The 16,199-nt window shown below is 65.9% G+C and carries 15 protein-coding genes and 1 riboswitch; of the genes, 6 read left to right on the top strand and 9 right to left on the bottom strand.

The features are described 5' to 3' along the window. Positions 1-115: 115 nt before the first annotated feature. The 6 genes from mtnK (at position 116) to FJ424_RS24610 (ending at position 5,769) form a co-directional block, all read left to right on the top strand. Complete coding sequence (gene mtnK, locus FJ424_RS24635; RefSeq protein WP_140657293.1) at positions 116-1,384, top strand: S-methyl-5-thioribose kinase; 1,269 nt, start codon at positions 116-118, stop codon at positions 1,382-1,384. Beyond that, on the top strand, positions 1,381-2,475 hold the full coding sequence (mtnA, locus tag FJ424_RS24630; protein ID WP_140657295.1) for an S-methyl-5-thioribose-1-phosphate isomerase: 1,095 nt from the start codon (positions 1,381-1,383) through the stop codon (positions 2,473-2,475). The genes mtnK and mtnA overlap by 4 nt, the downstream gene beginning before the upstream one ends. Positions 2,476-2,711: 236 nt before the next feature. Next, a riboswitch (FMN riboswitch) is annotated at positions 2,712-2,865 on the top strand. A 78-nt stretch (positions 2,866-2,943) separates the two neighbouring features. Beyond that, positions 2,944-3,411 (top strand): 6,7-dimethyl-8-ribityllumazine synthase, encoded by a 468-nt coding sequence (locus FJ424_RS24625; protein WP_140657297.1) that lies wholly within the window; start codon positions 2,944-2,946, stop codon positions 3,409-3,411. 161 nt (positions 3,412-3,572) lie between these two features. Beyond that, complete coding sequence (gene fba, locus FJ424_RS24620; protein ID WP_140646859.1) at positions 3,573-4,637, top strand: class II fructose-bisphosphate aldolase; 1,065 nt, start codon at positions 3,573-3,575, stop codon at positions 4,635-4,637. 133 nt (positions 4,638-4,770) lie between these two features. After that, a complete protein-coding gene (locus FJ424_RS24615; RefSeq protein WP_140657299.1) occupies positions 4,771-4,929 on the top strand; it encodes a peptide ABC transporter permease in 159 nt (52 codons plus the stop codon). Positions 4,930-5,043: 114 nt separating this feature from the next. Further along, on the top strand, positions 5,044-5,769 hold the full coding sequence (locus tag FJ424_RS24610; RefSeq protein ID WP_140646861.1) for an MgtC/SapB family protein: 726 nt from the start codon (positions 5,044-5,046) through the stop codon (positions 5,767-5,769). A 6-nt stretch (positions 5,770-5,775) separates the two neighbouring features. Here FJ424_RS24610 and FJ424_RS24605 read toward each other — a convergent pair whose 3' ends face one another. From FJ424_RS24605 to FJ424_RS24565, 9 genes are all read right to left on the bottom strand, one after another. After that, on the bottom strand, positions 5,776-6,489 hold the full coding sequence (locus FJ424_RS24605) for an ABC transporter ATP-binding protein (RefSeq protein ID WP_140657301.1): 714 nt from the start codon (positions 6,487-6,489) through the stop codon (positions 5,776-5,778). Continuing rightward, on the bottom strand, positions 6,486-8,204 hold the full coding sequence (locus FJ424_RS24600) for an ATP-binding cassette domain-containing protein (protein ID WP_140657303.1): 1,719 nt from the start codon (positions 8,202-8,204) through the stop codon (positions 6,486-6,488). Before FJ424_RS24600 ends, FJ424_RS24605 begins: the two co-directional genes overlap by 4 nt. Continuing rightward, entirely contained in the window at positions 8,191-9,060 is an 870-nt protein-coding gene (locus tag FJ424_RS24595) for a branched-chain amino acid ABC transporter permease (protein ID WP_140657305.1), read from the bottom strand. The genes FJ424_RS24600 and FJ424_RS24595 overlap by 14 nt, the downstream gene beginning before the upstream one ends. Positions 9,061-9,118: 58 nt before the next feature. Further along, a complete protein-coding gene (locus FJ424_RS24590; RefSeq protein WP_140657307.1) occupies positions 9,119-10,303 on the bottom strand; it encodes an ABC transporter substrate-binding protein in 1,185 nt (394 codons plus the stop codon). A 38-nt stretch (positions 10,304-10,341) separates the two neighbouring features. After that, the gene (locus FJ424_RS24585; RefSeq protein WP_140657309.1) at positions 10,342-11,430 is read right to left on the bottom strand and encodes a GTP-binding protein; all 1,089 of its coding nucleotides are present in this window, start codon (positions 11,428-11,430) and stop codon (positions 10,342-10,344) included. Beyond that, positions 11,417-13,081, bottom strand: a complete 1,665-nt coding sequence (locus FJ424_RS24580) for an amidohydrolase (RefSeq protein WP_140657311.1) — start codon at positions 13,079-13,081, stop codon at positions 11,417-11,419. Before FJ424_RS24580 ends, FJ424_RS24585 begins: the two co-directional genes overlap by 14 nt. Before the next feature lie 63 nt (positions 13,082-13,144). Further along, entirely contained in the window at positions 13,145-13,918 is a 774-nt protein-coding gene (locus FJ424_RS24575) for an SDR family oxidoreductase (RefSeq protein WP_140657313.1), read from the bottom strand. Beyond that, positions 13,915-14,712: an SDR family oxidoreductase gene (locus FJ424_RS24570; protein ID WP_140657315.1), complete on the bottom strand. Its 798-nt coding sequence runs from the start codon at positions 14,710-14,712 to the stop codon at positions 13,915-13,917. Before FJ424_RS24570 ends, FJ424_RS24575 begins: the two co-directional genes overlap by 4 nt. Before the next feature lie 3 nt (positions 14,713-14,715). After that, positions 14,716-16,110: a transaminase gene (locus FJ424_RS24565; RefSeq protein WP_246677344.1), complete on the bottom strand. Its 1,395-nt coding sequence runs from the start codon at positions 16,108-16,110 to the stop codon at positions 14,716-14,718. Positions 16,111-16,199 lie beyond the last annotated feature (89 nt).

Genomic DNA, 16,199 nt, shown 5'->3' with positions numbered 1-16,199 from the left:
GCTATGGGCTCATTCGGCAATTGTCAACACGATTGACATTTGCCAGAGCGCTTCCTAGCTTGGCCCCGCCGCCGTGGCTCCGCTATCGTCGGAAACCACGCGCAGGAGGGAGAGCATGACCGGGAAGTTCGAAGCATTGTCGGTGGAAACGCTGCCGAAACGCCTTGGCGAAACCACGGCGCTGACCGAGCGCATCGGCAAGGACGCCAGCCACTGGAAGGTACAGGAGGTCGGCGACGGCAATCTCAACCTGGTGTTCATCGTCGAGGGCGACCAAGGCGCCGCGGTGGTCAAACAGGCGCTGCCCTATGTGCGGCTGGTCGGCGACAGCTGGCCGCTGCCCTTGAAACGCTCCTTCTTCGAATACCATGCGCTGACCAGGCAGGAGCGCCGGGCGCCCGGCTCGGTGCCGGCGATCTATCATTTCGACGAGGCACAAGCGCTGATCGTCATGGAGTATCTGGCGCCGCCGCACATCATCCTGCGGCGCGCGCTGATCGACGGCCGCGAACTGCCCAACATCGCGCGCGACATCGGCCTGTTCATGGCCCGCACGCTGTTTCGCGGTTCCGACCTGCACATGCCGACCAAGGACCGCAAGGCCGATCTGGCGCTGTTCGCCGACAATGTCGAGCTGTGCGACATCACCGAGAACCTGGTGTTCTCCGACCCCTATTTCGACGCCAAGATGAACCGGCACACCTCGCCGCAGCTCGACGGCCTGGTGGCCGAATTGCGCGCCGACCGCGACCTCAAGGTCGAGGCGCAGCGGCTGAAGCATCTCTTTGCCGCCAATGCCGAGACGCTGCTGCATGGCGACCTGCATTCCGGCTCGATCATGGTCACAGACACAGAGACCCGGATGATCGATCCGGAGTTCGCCTTCTACGGCCCGATCGCCTTCGACGTCGGCATGCTGCTCGCCAATTTCTGGATGGCCTTCTTCTCGCAGGGCGGCCATGAGCAGAAAGGCAGCCGCGCATCGATGCGCGCCTATCTGCTCGGCGTCACCGCCGAGACCTGGGCAGTGTTCCGTGCCGAGTTCGCACAGCTCTGGCGCGCCGAGCGCACCGGCATGCTCTACCAGAAGAGCCTGTTCGAGGATCAGGGCGACCTGCTCGGCTCGGAACAGGCGCTCGACCATATGCTGCATTCCATCTGGGACGACCTGCTCGGCTTCGCCGGCATCGAGGTGCACCGGCGCATCCTCGGCCTCGCCCACAATGCCGATTTCGAGACCATTGCCGATCAAGACCTGCGCGCCACATGTGAGGCCAAGGCTTTGCGCTTCGGCCGCCATATCGCCGTCAACCGGCGCCAGATCCACAGCATCGACGAGGTCAACAATCTGGCCGCGCTGATCGAACAGGAGAAGAGAATTTGAACGTCGGCGAACGCCATTACCGCACCATCTGGCTGAGCGACGACAAGCGGTCGGTCGAGATCATCGACCAGCGCTGGCTGCCGCATGAGTTCCGCATCGAGACGATCGGAACGGTTGCCGGCATCGCCACCGCGATCCGCGACATGTGGGTGCGCGGCGCGCCGCTGATCGGCGTCACCGCCGCCTATGGCGTCGCCATACAGATGAAAGACGATCCGTCGGACGAAGCGCTCGACGCCGTATGGGAGACGTTGCACAAGACGCGGCCGACGGCGATCAACCTGCGCTGGGCGCTGGACGAGATGCGACGGCATCTCAAGCCGATTGCACCCGCGGAGCGCGCGGAAGCCGCTTACCAGCGCGCCGCGGAGATCGCCGATGAGGATGTCGGGCTGAACCGCGCCATCGGCGAGAACGGGCTTGCCATCATCAGGCAGATCGCCGCGCGCAAGAAGCCGGGCGAGACCGTCAACATCCTTACCCATTGCAATGCCGGCTGGCTGGCGACGGTCGATTACGGCACCGCCACGGCGCCTATCTATCTGGCGACCGAGGCCGGCATCCCGGTGCATGTCTATGTCGACGAGACCAGGCCGCGCAACCAGGGCGCCCAGCTCACCGCCTGGGAGATGGCCGGGCACGGCGTGCCGCACACGCTGATCGTCGACAATGCAGGCGGCCATCTGATGCAGCATGGCGACATCGACATGGTGATCGTCGGCACCGACCGCACCACCGCCAATGGCGACGTTTGCAACAAGATCGGCACCTATCTCAAGGCTTTGGCCGCCGCCGACAATGACGTGCCCTTCTACGTCGCGCTGCCCTCGCCCACCATCGACTGGACGGTGGCCGACGGGCTTGCCGAAATCCCGATCGAGGAGCGGTCGGGAGACGAGGTTTCCCTGGTCTGGGGCAAGACGGCGGATGGCAAGATCGCGCAGGTGCGGGTCTCACCGGATGCGACACCGGCGGCGAACCCCGCCTTCGACGTGACGCCGGCAAGATTGGTGACCGGTCTGATCACCGAGCGCGGCGTGGCCAAGGCCTCGCGCGAGGGGTTGAAGGCGATGTTTCCGGAACGGGGGTAGTCAGCTGATCTCCCCCAGCACGTCGCCATTCTCGGGCTTGACCCGAGAATCCATGCCATGACCTCCGTCATCGAGCGAGTGGTGCAGAATTCTGTAGCCGTTGCAACACGTTAGCGTCACGGCATGGATTCTAGGGTCTGCGCGCGTCGCTTTCGCTCCTTGCTCCGCCCTAGAATGACGACCGCGATGTCATCGCCAATTGACACTGTTGCCCTCCTCTTCCATAAAACCCGCGTTAATGTTCTCAGGGCGGGGTGAAAGTCCCCACCGGCGGTAAGGGCGATTTCGATCGCTCAAGCCCGCGAGCGCCTTCCAGCCTTATCGGAAGGGTCAGCAGATCCGGTGCGATTCCGGAGCCGACGGTTACAGTCCGGATGGAAGAGAACGTACGCAGAAGACGGTCCGCTCGCGCGGGCCGCATTTTGCGTCGTGCGTCCTGATTCTGGTTCGAAACGGAAGGATGGACCCATGAATCAGCATTTCCTCAAAGACCATACTGCTCGTCGTGTCGCCGTCATTCGCGCGCGATGGCATGCCGGCATCGTCGATCAATGCGTGCAAGCTTTCGAGGCGGAGCTTGCCGCGCTCGGCGGCTTCACCGTCGACATCTTCGACGTGCCGGGCGCCTACGAGATTCCGCTGCACGCCAAGACGCTTGCCGAGACGGGGCGCTATGCCGCGATCCTCGGTACCGCCTTCGTCGTCAATGGCGGCATCTATCGCCACGATTTCGTGGCAAGCGCCGTCATCGACGGCATGATGAATGTGCAGCTTGCGACCGGCGTGCCGGTGCTGTCGGCGGTGCTGACGCCCCACAACTACCATGACAGCGCCGAGCATCACCGCTTCTTCCACGAGCATTTCACCGTGAAGGGCAAGGAGGCGGCCAAGGCCTGCGTCGAAATCCTCGCCGCGCGTGCGCGGATCGCCGCCTAAGCCCCAACCGAGGCCGGATTTCAGCCCTGCAACAAGAATTGCGGCCGAAAAGGCTTCAAAAGGTTGCGGTAGCCCCGAAATCCGGCCAGAAGCAACGGGTCGCCCGGGCGTCGGGCGGCCTTTTCAAACACGGGCTCGAACCAGATACGGGAGACTATTCGTTGGCTCGCATCACACTGAGACAATTGCTCGACCATGCCGCCGAACATGGCTATGGCGTGCCTGCCTTCAACATGAACAATATGGAACAGGGCCTCGCCATCATGGAGGCGGCCGAGGAGACCAAGTCGCCGGTCATCCTGCAGGCCAGCCGCGGCGCTCGCGCCTATGCCAATGACGTGGTGTTGGCCAAGCTGATCGACGCGCTGGTCGAGATCCATCCCGACATCCCGGTCTGCATGCATCTCGACCACGGCAACAACGAAGCCACCTGCGTCACCGCGATCCAGTACGGCTTCACCTCGGTGATGATGGACGGCTCGCTGAAGGAGGATGGCAAGTCGCCGGCCGACTACGCCTATAATTCCGGCATCACGCGGCGCGTCGTCGACATGGCGCATTGGGGCGGCGTGTCGGTGGAAGGCGAGATCGGCGTGCTCGGCTCGCTGGAGAGCGGCGGCGGCGAGCAGGAGGACGGACACGGCGTCGAAGGCGCGATCAGCCACGATCAGCTTCTGACGGATCCGATGCAGGCCGAGCAATTCGTGCGCGACACGCATGTCGACGCGCTGGCGGTGGCCATGGGCACCAGCCACGGCGCCTATAAATTCTCACGCAAGCCGGACGGCGCGGTGCTGGCGATGAACGTGATCGAGGAGATCCACCGCCGCCTGCCCAACATGCATCTGGTCATGCATGGCTCGTCCTCGGTGCCGGAGGATCTGCAGGAGATCATCAACAAATATGGCGGCCAGATGAAGCCGACCTGGGGCGTGCCGGTGGAAGAGATCCAGCGCGGCATCAAGCATGGCGTGCGCAAGATCAACATCGACACCGACAACCGCATGGCGCTGACCGGTGCCATCCGCAAGGTGCTGACCGAGAACCCCAGCGAGTTCGATCCGCGCAAATATCTGACGCCGGCCATGGCGGCGATGAAGAAGCTCTGCAAGGAGCGTTTCGAGCAGTTCGGCACCGCCGGCAACGCGCCGAAGATCAAGCCGATCCCGCTGGCGGACATGGCCAAGCGCTACAAGTCGGGCAGCCTGGATCCGAAATTCGGCTGAGCCGATCAATCCCCGCGACCGGTTCGATCCCGGTCGCGGGCATGTACCCCGCCGAAGCGGGGCGGAACTTCAAGCCAACAAAGTGGTTCCTGCTCAGAGACCTTCCGCACCCATCGAAGGGAAGGAGCACGTCATGAGCAAGGATCGCGACGACGAAGGGCCGGTTTTCTCCGGCCAGAATGCCCGGCAGGGCGAGATCATCCTGCATACGCGCGCGCAACGCATCATCTTCATCGCAGGGCTGGTCGGTATCGTGGTGCTGGCGCTGGTGGTCAGTCTCGCCGCGCGTTGAGGGTTGGCGCCCGCGAAAAGCCCGGCTTGCGCCAAGGAACCATCACCGGCTCCGCCGGTTGAACGTCGCAGACGAAACTGAGGCGCGGCGACCGTTCACCGCCGTGTCGAAACCATGTTCGAGACGCTTTGCTGCGACATGCCGCTTCATCCGACCTGGCCGGACCTCGTCGGGCGGCTCTTGGTCACGCTGCTGGCAGGCTTTCTCATAGGCTTGAATCGCGAGGCGCGCGGGCATTCCGCCGGGCTGAGGACAACCATTTTGGTCGGCTTGGCGGCCTGCGTGGCCATGGTCCAGGCCAACATGCTGCTCGATGTTTCCGGCAAAGGGCCGGATTCCTTCGTGCGCATGGACGTCATGCGCTTTGCGCTGGGCGTGCTCACCGGTGTCGGCTTCATCGGCGGCGGCGCCATCCTGCGGCGTGGCGATCTGGTCACCGGCGTCACCACAGCCGCGACGATGTGGATCATGACCATGATCGGCCTTGCCTTCGGCGGCGGCCAGTACGGCCTCGGCGCGATCGCGACGGTACTGACGCTGGTGACGCTGCAGGCGCTGAAATGGGTCGACCTCAAGATCGCGCGCAACCACAAGGCGATCCTGTCGGTCTCATGGCCGAAAAGCTCGCCGCCCGATCTCCCGGACATTGTGCGGCCGCTTGGCTACGATGCCCGCTTCGTGGGCATGGAACATGACGTCGACCACCAACGCTTCGTATTTTCTTTCAAGGTGCAATGGAAGCAGCCCGACGCGGAAAGGCCTTCGACCGAAGTGCTGGCCGTAGTCGGTGAACATTGCACGGTCGAGCGCTTCGACGTGATCGGCGAGAATTCGTCCTGAGCAGGATCAGGATGTGGCAGCCATCTCCGCCTCTCCGAGATAAAGCCGGTGCAGTTCTTCGGGCGATTGGCGCAGCTTCGCGCAATCGCCGTCATAGACGACGCGGCCGCGGCGCATGACATAGGCGCGGTTGCCGATCGACAGCGCAAGCGTCGCGAACTGCTCGACGAGGACGACGGCCAGGCCGTCATCGGCGAGCTTGCGCACGGCCGTCATCAGCCGCGTGACGATGACCGGGGCGAGACCGGCGGACATTTCGTCGATCAGCAGCACCTTCGGGAGGGTGAGAAGTGCCCGCGCGATCACCAGCATCTGCTGCTCGCCGCCGGAAAGCAGGCTCGCCTTCACCGTGCGGCGATGGACCAGCTCGGGAAACAGCGCATAGGCTTCCGCTATGTCGGCGCCGGGATGCAGGCTGACCCGCAAATTCTCTTCGGTCGTCAGCGGGCGGAAGACGGTGCGGCCCTGCTCGACATGGGCAAGCCCTTCACGCGAGCGGGCGCCTGGACGCGTCTTCTGCAGCTCGCGGCCATCGATGGCGATGCCGCCTCCGGCAACCGGGATGATGCCCGACAGACCTTCGAGCAGCGTCGTCTTGCCGGCGCCATTGGCCCCGAGCACGACGCTGATCGCGCCGCTCTCGGCGACGAGGTCGACAGACGTGACGACCGGCAACTCGGCGCGGTTGATCGACAGGTTGGAAACGACGAGCCTGCTCATGCCGCCACGCTCTCTTCCTCAATGCCGAGATAGGCTTTCTTCACCGCCCGCTCGCTGAGCACCTTGGCCGGCGGGCCTGAGGCGATGACCTGGCCAAAATCGAGCACGGTGACCTCCGAGCAAACCGCCCGCACCAGGTCCATGTCGTGCTCGACCAGAAGCACCGCCGATCCGAACAGCTTCGGGATCTCGGCGATGCGCCGGCCAAGCCGCAGCGTCTCCTCATGCGACTGGCCGGCAGCCGGTTCGTCGAGAAGCACGACGGCCGGGCGGGCAGCGACGACGCCCGCGACGTCGAGCAGCCGCCTTGTGCCGGCATCGACCGAAGCCACCAGCGTGTCGGGATGCGGACAGTCGAGCCAGTCGAGCACAGCTTTGGTCTCGATCACCGACAGGCCCTTGGCCGCCAGCGCCAGGTAGCCGCCGACGGTCAGCTCCGGCGCGATGCGGTTGGTCTGCCAGGTGCGGCGCACGCCTTCTCGGGCGCGCAGATGCGCCGGCACGTCTTCGAGCGGCTTGCCGCCCAGCCGCACGCTCCCCTGATAGGACGATAGGAAGCCGGCGACGGCATCAATGAAGGTCGATTTGCCGGCGCCATTGGGGCCGATCAAGCCGGCAACCGTACCGGCGGCAACGCTCAGGCTGACATTGTTCAGCGCGACCACGCTGCCATAGCGAACCGTCAATCCCTCGATGGTGAGGACCGGGCCGGCGGCACGCTCGACTGCTGCCGGCAGGTCGGAGGCGGACGCGGCAGCGGCTTTCGGCGCGCGCGCCGGCAGCAGTTTGCGGAACTGGCGCCGGAAGGTCTCGCTCATCGTCTCGCCGGTCGACAGCGCCTGGGTTGCGCCGATGGCAAACAGCACATTGCCGATGTCCTGCGGCCAGTCCAGCCGGCGCAGGATTTCCGGGAACATGACGACGAGCAGGCCGCCGATGATCGCACCCTCGGCGAAATGCGCGCCGGCCATCACCGACACCGCGTAGAGCGAGAGCGACTGCATCATGCTGAAATTCTCGGCGACCAGCGTGCCGAGATAGCCAGCGAGCAGACCGCCGGAAATGCCGGCGACGAAGGCGCTGAGCGCGAAAGCCGTGAGCTTGGCGGTGGCGATGCGGACGCCATGCGCGGCGGCGGCGCGCTCCGAGTGACGCACCGCCAGCCAGGACGCGCCGAGCCGCGCGCGGCTGATGAATTCGAGCGAAACCGCGATCGCCACATAGAACAGCAGCACGAAGACGAAATAGCCCTCGTCGCTGTCGAACAGTTCCGGCCGTGGCACCTGCAGGAAGTCGGTCTGGCCGGGATAGGTCATGGTGGCCAGGATGGTGTCGAAGGCGGTGGCGAAGGAGAGCGTGACGATGGCGAGGTTGATGCCGCGCAGCCTCAGCGCCGGCAGGCCGATGGCAACGCCGAACGGCACGGCCGCGAGGCCACCGACCAGGATCCATGTGGCGAGGCCACCTGGCGCTTCGGCGAGGTTGAGATAGCCAACCGTCCAGGCGCCGACGCCGGCGAAGGACATCTGACAGAGCGCGATCATGCCGGTGCGGCCGGCGACGAGGCCGAGGCTCTGCAGCGCGACGCCAGTGATCAGGACCGAGGTTGCAAGGAACACCCAATAAGACGGCAGGAGGCCGGCATAGGCGACGCCGCCGGCGATAAGCGCCACGACGATGAGGGTCAATGAGGCCCGAAAACTAGCGCGCTTCATCCCAACGGGCCTCCCGCTGCGACCAGAGAAGAACGGCAAGCACCACCAGGAAGGGAATGGCGCTGCGATACTGGCTGATGCTGTCGATGGAGCTCGCCAGCCCTTCGACGATGCCGAGCGCAATGCCGCCGGCCAGCGTCCACCAGAAGCTGCGGAAGACGCCGATGAGTGCCGCGGCGAGCGCCGGCACGACAAGCAGGCTAAGCGTCATGAAGTTCGGCGAGCGCTGCGGCGCGATGATCATCAGCGCGAAAGTGGTGAAGGCGCCCGTCATGCCCCATACCAGCAGCGACAGGATCTGCACCCGCACGCCGAGCAATTCGGCCGCCATCGGCCGGTCGGCCAGCGCGCGCAGATTGAGGCCGACCTTTGTCCGGTTGAGGAAGAGGTCAGAAAGGATGGTGAACAGCACCGCGAGCCCGATGGTGAGCACCGAGGCGATGGTCACCTCTACGCCGGCGAGACGGAAGGCCGAGCCTGGGAACAACTCGGGCATGTTGTGCGGATGCTGGCCGCCAGTGAGCCGCAGCCCGACGGCGATCAGCCCGACGAGCAGCGCCACCGTCACCGCCGCCTTGGTCGAAGCGCTCGCTTCGCCGAACCACCGCGTCATGATGTAGCCGATTGCGACGCCGGTCGCCGTGCCCGCCGCAATCCCCGCCAGCACCGAGGGCCAGATCGGGAAGCCGGCCTCGAAGAACGCGATCAGCACGAAGGTGCCAGCGCTGCCGATCGCGGCCCCGGTGAAATTCACCGCGGCGACGAGCCGGTAGGTGAAGACGGCGCAGACGCCGAGCAGGGCATAGGTGCCCCCGGCCGTCAGTCCCGCCACGGCGGATGTGAGCAATGCGTTCATCTCGTATCCCGATCCGGAGGACGGCGCGGCCAGCCGCGCCGTCCGGTTCAAGCGACCATCACTTGGCCTGCGGCAGCACGAGCCAGTCCGGCGTCTCGACCTTCCAGGCGCCGGCCTCGAGCTTCATCACCTTGGTGGCCTGCATCGGCGAATGCGTCTTGGCGGTGCCGAAGACGTAAGGCGAGCCGGCGAGCGGGTTGGTGAGCGGCTGCATGTCGTGCAGCGCCTTGGCAACGCTTTCGCGCGTGACCTCGCCGTCGATCGAAGCGACCACCTTGAGGAACAGCTCCGCGGCGAGATAGCCGCCCTGCGAGAAGGCGGTGAGCGGCCGGTTCGCCTTCTGCATGTCGGCAATCCATTGCGCGTTGGCGGCCGAGTTCTTCTCCGTGTAAGGCTCCCACTCGGTGCCGACATAGATCGGCTGCTTGGTGTCGGCCAGCGCCTTGGCGACCTGCTCGGTATAGCCGGGCGCCAGGAAGAGCCAGTTGATGCCGGTGATCTTCTGGGCATCGACGGTCTTGATCAGCTGCACCACCTGCGGCTCGACCTGGTTGGTCAGCACAGCGTCGCAGCCGGCGTCGCGCGCCTTGATGACATAAGGCGTCAGATCGCCCTGGAAGGGCAGCGTCAGATCGATCAGGTGGATCTTCTGGCCGCTGATCTGTTCCCAGTTCTCGATCGCCTTCTTGTAGGCCTCCTGGGTGCCGCCGATGATGATGAAGAAGGCGCAGAGCTTCTTCGTCTTCAATTCGTTGGTGGCGTAGTAGGCCATCGCCGTCGACAGCGTGTAAGGGCCGACATTGACGGGCGCGACATTGGGCGAGGAGAAGCAGGCGGCGTCGACGCCGAGACCCTGCAGCGAAAGGATCTTCTTGCGGCTGTAGGTGGCGGAGTTGACCGCGCAGTCGAGGAGGCTGGCCGAACCGACCAGCGCTACCGCCTCCTTGTTGTCGATCAGGTCGCGCGCGGCTTGCGCGGCGACCGCCGGGTCTGCCTTGTCGTCGGCGATGGTGTAGTCGATCTTGCAGCCATTGATGCCGCCAGCGGCGTTGACCGCATCGAAGGCGGCCTGGGTCGCCTTCGGCACTTCGGAGAAATCAGCCGGGCCGGTGACGGTCGACACGGCGCCGACCTTGATGGCGCCATCCTTGCAGGTTGGGCCGGCGGCGGACGCCGTGCCGGCCATGGCGGCAAGGCCGATGCCGGCAAATGCCGCTGCGAGCAGTCTCGATTTCCAATCCATGTTTTCAGTCTCCCATTTTTGTCATGCGTTATTTGTTTTCAGGCGGCAGCCAGCGCCGGCGCGGCAATGCTGGCGGCGTCGATGGCGGCGAATTTCACCAGCGTGAGGGCGATGGTCTCGCGCTCGATGTCGCGGACGATGAACACCAGCCGGGTGCGGCGGTCGTGCGACGGCCAGCGGTCGAGCCGCGCCGGCGGATGAAAGACGTGCTGCACGCCGTGGAGCACCAGTGGCTGCTCCGGCTCGTCCGTGGTGCGCACGATGCCCTTGAAGCGCAGCAGATCCTCGCCCTTCAGCGCCGCGACATAGTCCAGCCAGCGGGCGAAAGCGGCCCACTCGACTGGCTTGTCGATGATGAAGCTGAAGGACCGGATGCCGTGGTGTGTGTCGCGATGATGATTGTGACCATGGTGGCAATCAGGTCCGCATTCATGGTCGTGGTGATCAGCCGCTTCGAGCCGCGCGGCGATGCGGTTCACATCCGCCGCAGCATCGGCGGACAGGCTCTTCAGCAGATCGAGTTCGACTTCGCCGTTGCGGGCAACGGTTTGCTCGACGGCCGGTGCCAAATGCTCCAGCCGGTGCTGCAAGCCGCCGAGTGCCTCGTTCGAGACGAGATCGGTCTTGGTGATCAGCAGCCGGTCGGCGACGGCGACTTGCTTGGCGGCTTCCGGATGACGGTGAAGCGTCGCCGCGCCATTCACCGCATCGACGGTGGTGACGACACTACCGATGCGAAAGCGAGCCGTGAGCTCAGCTTCGGCCATCAGCGTGTGCAGGATCGGCGCCGGGTCGGCAAGACCGGTGGTCTCGATGATCACTTGGCTGAGCGGTGGCGTTTCGCCGGCCCGGCTCCTGCGGTCGAGCTCCTTCAGCGTGGCGACGAGATCGCCGCGCACCGTGCAGCAGACGCAGCCATTGTCGAGCAGCGTGAACTGCTCCTCGCTGGCCTCGATCAGCACATGGTCGAGCCCGACGGCGCCGAACTCGTTGACGATGACGGCGGCGCCGGCAAGCGAGGGCTGGCGCAGCAGGCGGTTGAGCACCGTCGTCTTGCCGCTGCCGAGGAAGCCGGTGAGGATTGTCACCGGTATCCTCGCGTCGCTTGAGGGATCAGGCGCGCTCATAGACCACCCTCCCCTCGAACCAGGTCGTCAGCACTTTTGTGTCGGCGAGGTCCTCGGCCGGCGTCTCCAGCACGTTGCGGTCGAGCACGATGAGATCGGCCGATTTGCCGATCTCGATCGAGCCGACGGTCTCGGCGAGACCGATGGCGCGGGCCGAATTGATGGTGAAGATTTCGAGCGCGGTAGCGATATCGATCGCCTGCTCCGGCCAAAGCGACGCGCCCGGAAATTCGCCGCTCGGGTTGCGGCGCGTCACCAGGCCTTCGATGCCGTCCCACGGATCGGGGTTAGGCATCACCGGCCAGTCGGAACCGCCGGCCAGCAGCGCGCCGGCGGCAAGCAGGTCCTTGTTCGGCCAGAAGCGCAGTGCCCGCGCCTCGCCCATGGTCTGCTTGTGGCCTTCGAGGAAGCTGGTCGGATACCACAGGAAAGGCGAAAGGTCGGCGACGACGCCGAGCTCGGCGAAGCGGGCGATATCGTGCGGCGCGATGTAGCTTGCATGCGCGATGTGGTGCTTCAGCTTGGTCGGCCCATTGAAGGAGCGCGCGACGTCGATCGCGTCCAACGCCTGGCTGACCGCGGCATCGCCGGCGCAGTGGATTTTTACGCCAAGCCCGAGCTTCTCGCATTTGCCGATCCAGCGGATCAGCTCCGGCACGGTGACGATGGTCGAGCCGCGGAAGCAGCAGCCCAGCACCGGGTCCTTGGTGTAGGGCTCGTGGAAGGCGGCGGTGCGCGCGCCCGGCACACCGTCGAGGAAGATCTTGACGAAATCGGGCTTTGCATGGGCGCCGCGATATTGCTCGCGCAGTGCGATCAGCTCATCGCCGGCAATGCCGAACATGAAGGAGGGCTCGACGGCCGGCATAGCCGACACCGACCAGGCGGTCAGCTCGCCGCGATCGTCGAGGCCTTTCAGCGCCGCGAGGATCGGCTGCATGGCGGCGGCGTCGAGGAATGCGGTGACGCCGTAGGAGTTGAGCGTCGCGATCGAGCGCGCCATCGCGGCGCGGTCCATTTCCTCGGTGTAGTGGCCGGACTGCGCGATGGTGCGCTCGACGATGCCGGCGGCGGATTCGATCATCATGCCGGTCAGCGCGCCGGTCGCCGGATCGCGGCCGATGGAGCCCTTCTCCGGATCGGGCGACGACGCGGAAAGGCCAGCCAAGCCAAGCGCTTGCGAGTTGACCCAGCGGTTGTGATAGGTGTCGTCGCGCAGCATCACCGGCCGGCCCTGACTCACCCGGTCGAACGCCGCCAGCGCCTCCAGTCTGTTGAGCTTCGGCAACAGATCGCTGCCCCATTGTCCGCCGATGATCCAGGAGCCTTCCGGCGCCTTGGCCGCCGCCTCGCCGACGCGCGCGATCAGCGTCTCGAGGCTCCCCGTCGGCGGGAAGCGCAGTTCGAAAAGCTCGGCCTGGCCGCCCATCATCAGATGCGCGTGCACGTCGACGATGCCAGGCATCATCATCGCGCCCTTGAGGTCGACGACGCGGGTGGCAGAGCCCATCAGCGCGGCGACGTCAGCGCCCTCGCCGACCGCGACGATGCGGCCGCCCTTGACGGCAACGGCCGAGGCCCAGGGCCGCTTGCGGTCGAGCGTGTAGACGCGGCCATTGGTGAAAACCAGGTCGGCGCTTCTGTCAGGCATCCTCTCTCCTCCTCTCCGCTAGCCGCACCCTCATGCTGGCGAGCGGGCAAGTTTCAATTCACGTCACACCGCCCTGTTCTGTGTCGGGGCGCGGCCGCCGCCATCCGCGACCAGCACCGCGCCGGTGACGAAGGACGCTTCGTCCGACGCAAGGAACAGGCAGCAGGAGGCGATCTCTTGCGGCTCGGCGACGCGGCGCAGGGCGATGCGGTTGGTCAGCGCCTTGAACTCCTCGTCGGGAGTCGAGCCGTTGGCGCTTGCTGCCACCTTCATCTCGTAGACGCTCATCGGCGTGCGCACCCAGCCGGGCGCCACCGCATTGGCGCGGATGCCGTCGACGCCGTGCGCGAACGCGAGCGAGCGGGTGTAGGAGACGAGCGCCGCCTTGCTCGCCGAATAGGCGGCGTTCTGGCCGCTGGCGTTGAAGGCTCCGACCGAGGCGATGTTGACGATCGCGCCGCCGCGCGCCTTGAGCAGCGGCAGCGCGGCGCGGCAGACCATCATCGAGCCGGTGACGTTGACGGCAAAGCTCTTGGTCCAGGTCTCGTCGCTCAGCGTCTCAGGCTCGTCGAGGATCATGACGCCGGCGGCATTGACGACGATGTCGAGACGTCCGTCGCAGGCATCGATGGCCTGAGCGATATCGTTGGCATCGGTGATGTCGCCGCGCACGGCGGTGCCGCCGCTGGCCTCGGCCGCCTCCTCCAGCACCTCGCCGCCATGCCCGAAGGCGACGACCCTGGCGCCCTCTCGCCCGAACAGCTCGGCGGTGGCGCGACCCATGCCGGTGGCGGCGCCGGTAACCAGGGCCGTGCGGCCTTCGAGGCGCCGGCTCATGCCAGCCCCCAATGCCGCTCTACGGCGTAGCCGGTCTCCGGCAGGGTCGAGCCGCCGTCGACGACGATGGTCTGGCCCGTGGTGTATTTCGCTTGGCTCGAAGCGAGGTAGAGCATCGCGTAGGCGATGTCGTCCGCCTCGCCGAGACGGCCCATGGGAATGAATTGGCCTAGGCGGTTCGCCACCTCCGGCTTGCTCATCGTGCCGCGGCCGGGCTTGGCGATAAAGCCCGGCTCGACGCCGTTGACGGTGATGCCGTCGCGCGCGAATTCGAAGGCGGCGCCACGGATGAAGGCGTTGACGCCGGCCTTGGCGGCCGAATAGTGCGCGCCGCCGGCCATGGCGACGCGCGCCGAAACCGACGAGGTGACCAGGATGCGGCCGAAACGGTTGATGCGCATTGCGGGCGCCGCCGCCTGCGCCAGCCAGAAACAGGCTTTCAGGTTGATAGCCAGCGCCTCTTCCAGCTTGTCCTCATCGAGCTCCTCGACCGAGGCCCAGGGGCAGCCGCCGGCATTGTGGACGACGATGTCGAGCCGGCCGGCCTCGCGCGCGACATTGCCGACAAGTGTGTGAAGCGCGGCGCGGTCGAGCCCGGGAAGCGCAACGGCGCGTGCGGACAGGCCGCGCGCGGAGAGCTCCGCGGCAAGCGCCTCGGCGACATCGAGCGTTCGGTTGGCAATGATCACCGAAGCGCCGGCCTCGGCAAAGCGCGTGACGATGGCGGCACCGATGCCGCGCCCGCCGCCGGTCACCAGCGCCACCCTGCCCGTGAGATCGAACGGGGTCGCCATCGCTCAGACGCCGCCCGCGCCACGGACGAGATCGACGAAACGGCCGAAGACTTCCGTATGGCGGTCGATATCGGCCGGCGACGTCGCCGGGCACATCAGGAACATGGTGTGGAAGGGCGTCACCAGTATGCCTTCGTTCATGTAGAAGGCATGCAGCAGCGTCTCGAGGTCGCCGCGCCGGCCGGCGATGACGTCGGCACCGCTGCGCGGCGGGTTCGGCATGAACATGATCTCGGCGCGGGCGCCGGTCTGCGTCACGTGCCAGGGCAATTTGTTCCCGGCGATGATTTTGCTCGCGGCTTCGGCAAGGCGCGTGGCGTTGGCGATCATCCGCTCGAAATTGGCCGGCGTGAGCACTTCTTCCAGCACCGCGCGCATGGTGGCGACGGTGAGCGCGTTGCCGGCCAGCGTACCGCCGATGCCGAGATGCGCCGACTGGCGCACGCGCGGGTTGACCATCGGCACGATCTTCCAAAGCCGCTCGGCAATCTCCCGCGAGACGCCGAAGATGCCGGCCGGAATGCCGCCGGCGATCGCCTTGCCGGCCACCAGCATGTCCGGCTCCAGCCCATGCAGCGCGGTGTAGCCGCCAGGCCCGCTGGAGATGGTGTGCGTCTCGTCGATGATCAGCACCGTGCCGGTGCGGCGCGTCATCTCGCGCAGTGCGGTGTGAAAACCCTCGGCGACCGGGATCATGCCGAAATTGGTCATCAGCGGCTCGGTCAGCACGCAGGCGACGTCGCCATGCGACAGCGCTTCTTCGAGCGCCGCGACGTCATTGAACTCGACCACCCTGGAGACGGCTGAATGATCGACGCCGTTCGGATGGATCATGTTGCGCATGCCGATCTTGCCGTCACGGATCTCGACATGCGCCTCCTCGACGCCGCCATGATAGCAGCCGGAGAAGACCAGCACTTTCGGGCGCCCGGTGATCATGCGCGCGATGCGGATGGCGCCGCGGTTGGCGTCGGTGGCCGAGGTTGTCAGCGTCCAGTAAGGCAGGCCGAAACGGCGTGTGAGCTCGGCGCCGACCCAGAGGCTGTCCTCGGTGGGCAGCATCATCGTCGTGCCGTTCTGCAATTGGTGGATTGCCGCGCGCGTCACCGCTTCGGGCGCATGGCCGCACATGCCGCCGGTGTCGCCAAGCGCGAAGTCGACATAGTCGTGGGCGTCGATGTCGGTGATATGCGCGCCACGGGCCGAGGCGGCATAGACCGGGAAACCGCCGGCCCAGCGACGCATCCAGTGCGACGGCCCGCCATAGAGGAAATGCGTCTTGCCCTCTTCCCAGGCCGCCGCCGAGCGCGGATGCGTGTCGAGGAACCGCGCCTGCTCGCGGTCGAGCAGGTCTTCGATCGTTGCTGATTGCAAAGCGGTCTTGCTGGCGGCCGTCACGGCGCTGAACTCTCCCTGGCGCGCCAAATTCCGGAGCGCGTAGCTGTTCCCAATTCGGTTCAGTATTTGAACCAGCGTTTTGTATGTTA

This window comes from Mesorhizobium sp. B3-1-8 (assembly GCF_006439495.1).
Lineage (GTDB): Bacteria > Pseudomonadota > Alphaproteobacteria > Rhizobiales > Rhizobiaceae > Mesorhizobium.
Note: the sequence above shows the minus strand (reverse complement) of the source record. Positions and strands in the feature narration are given on the sequence as shown.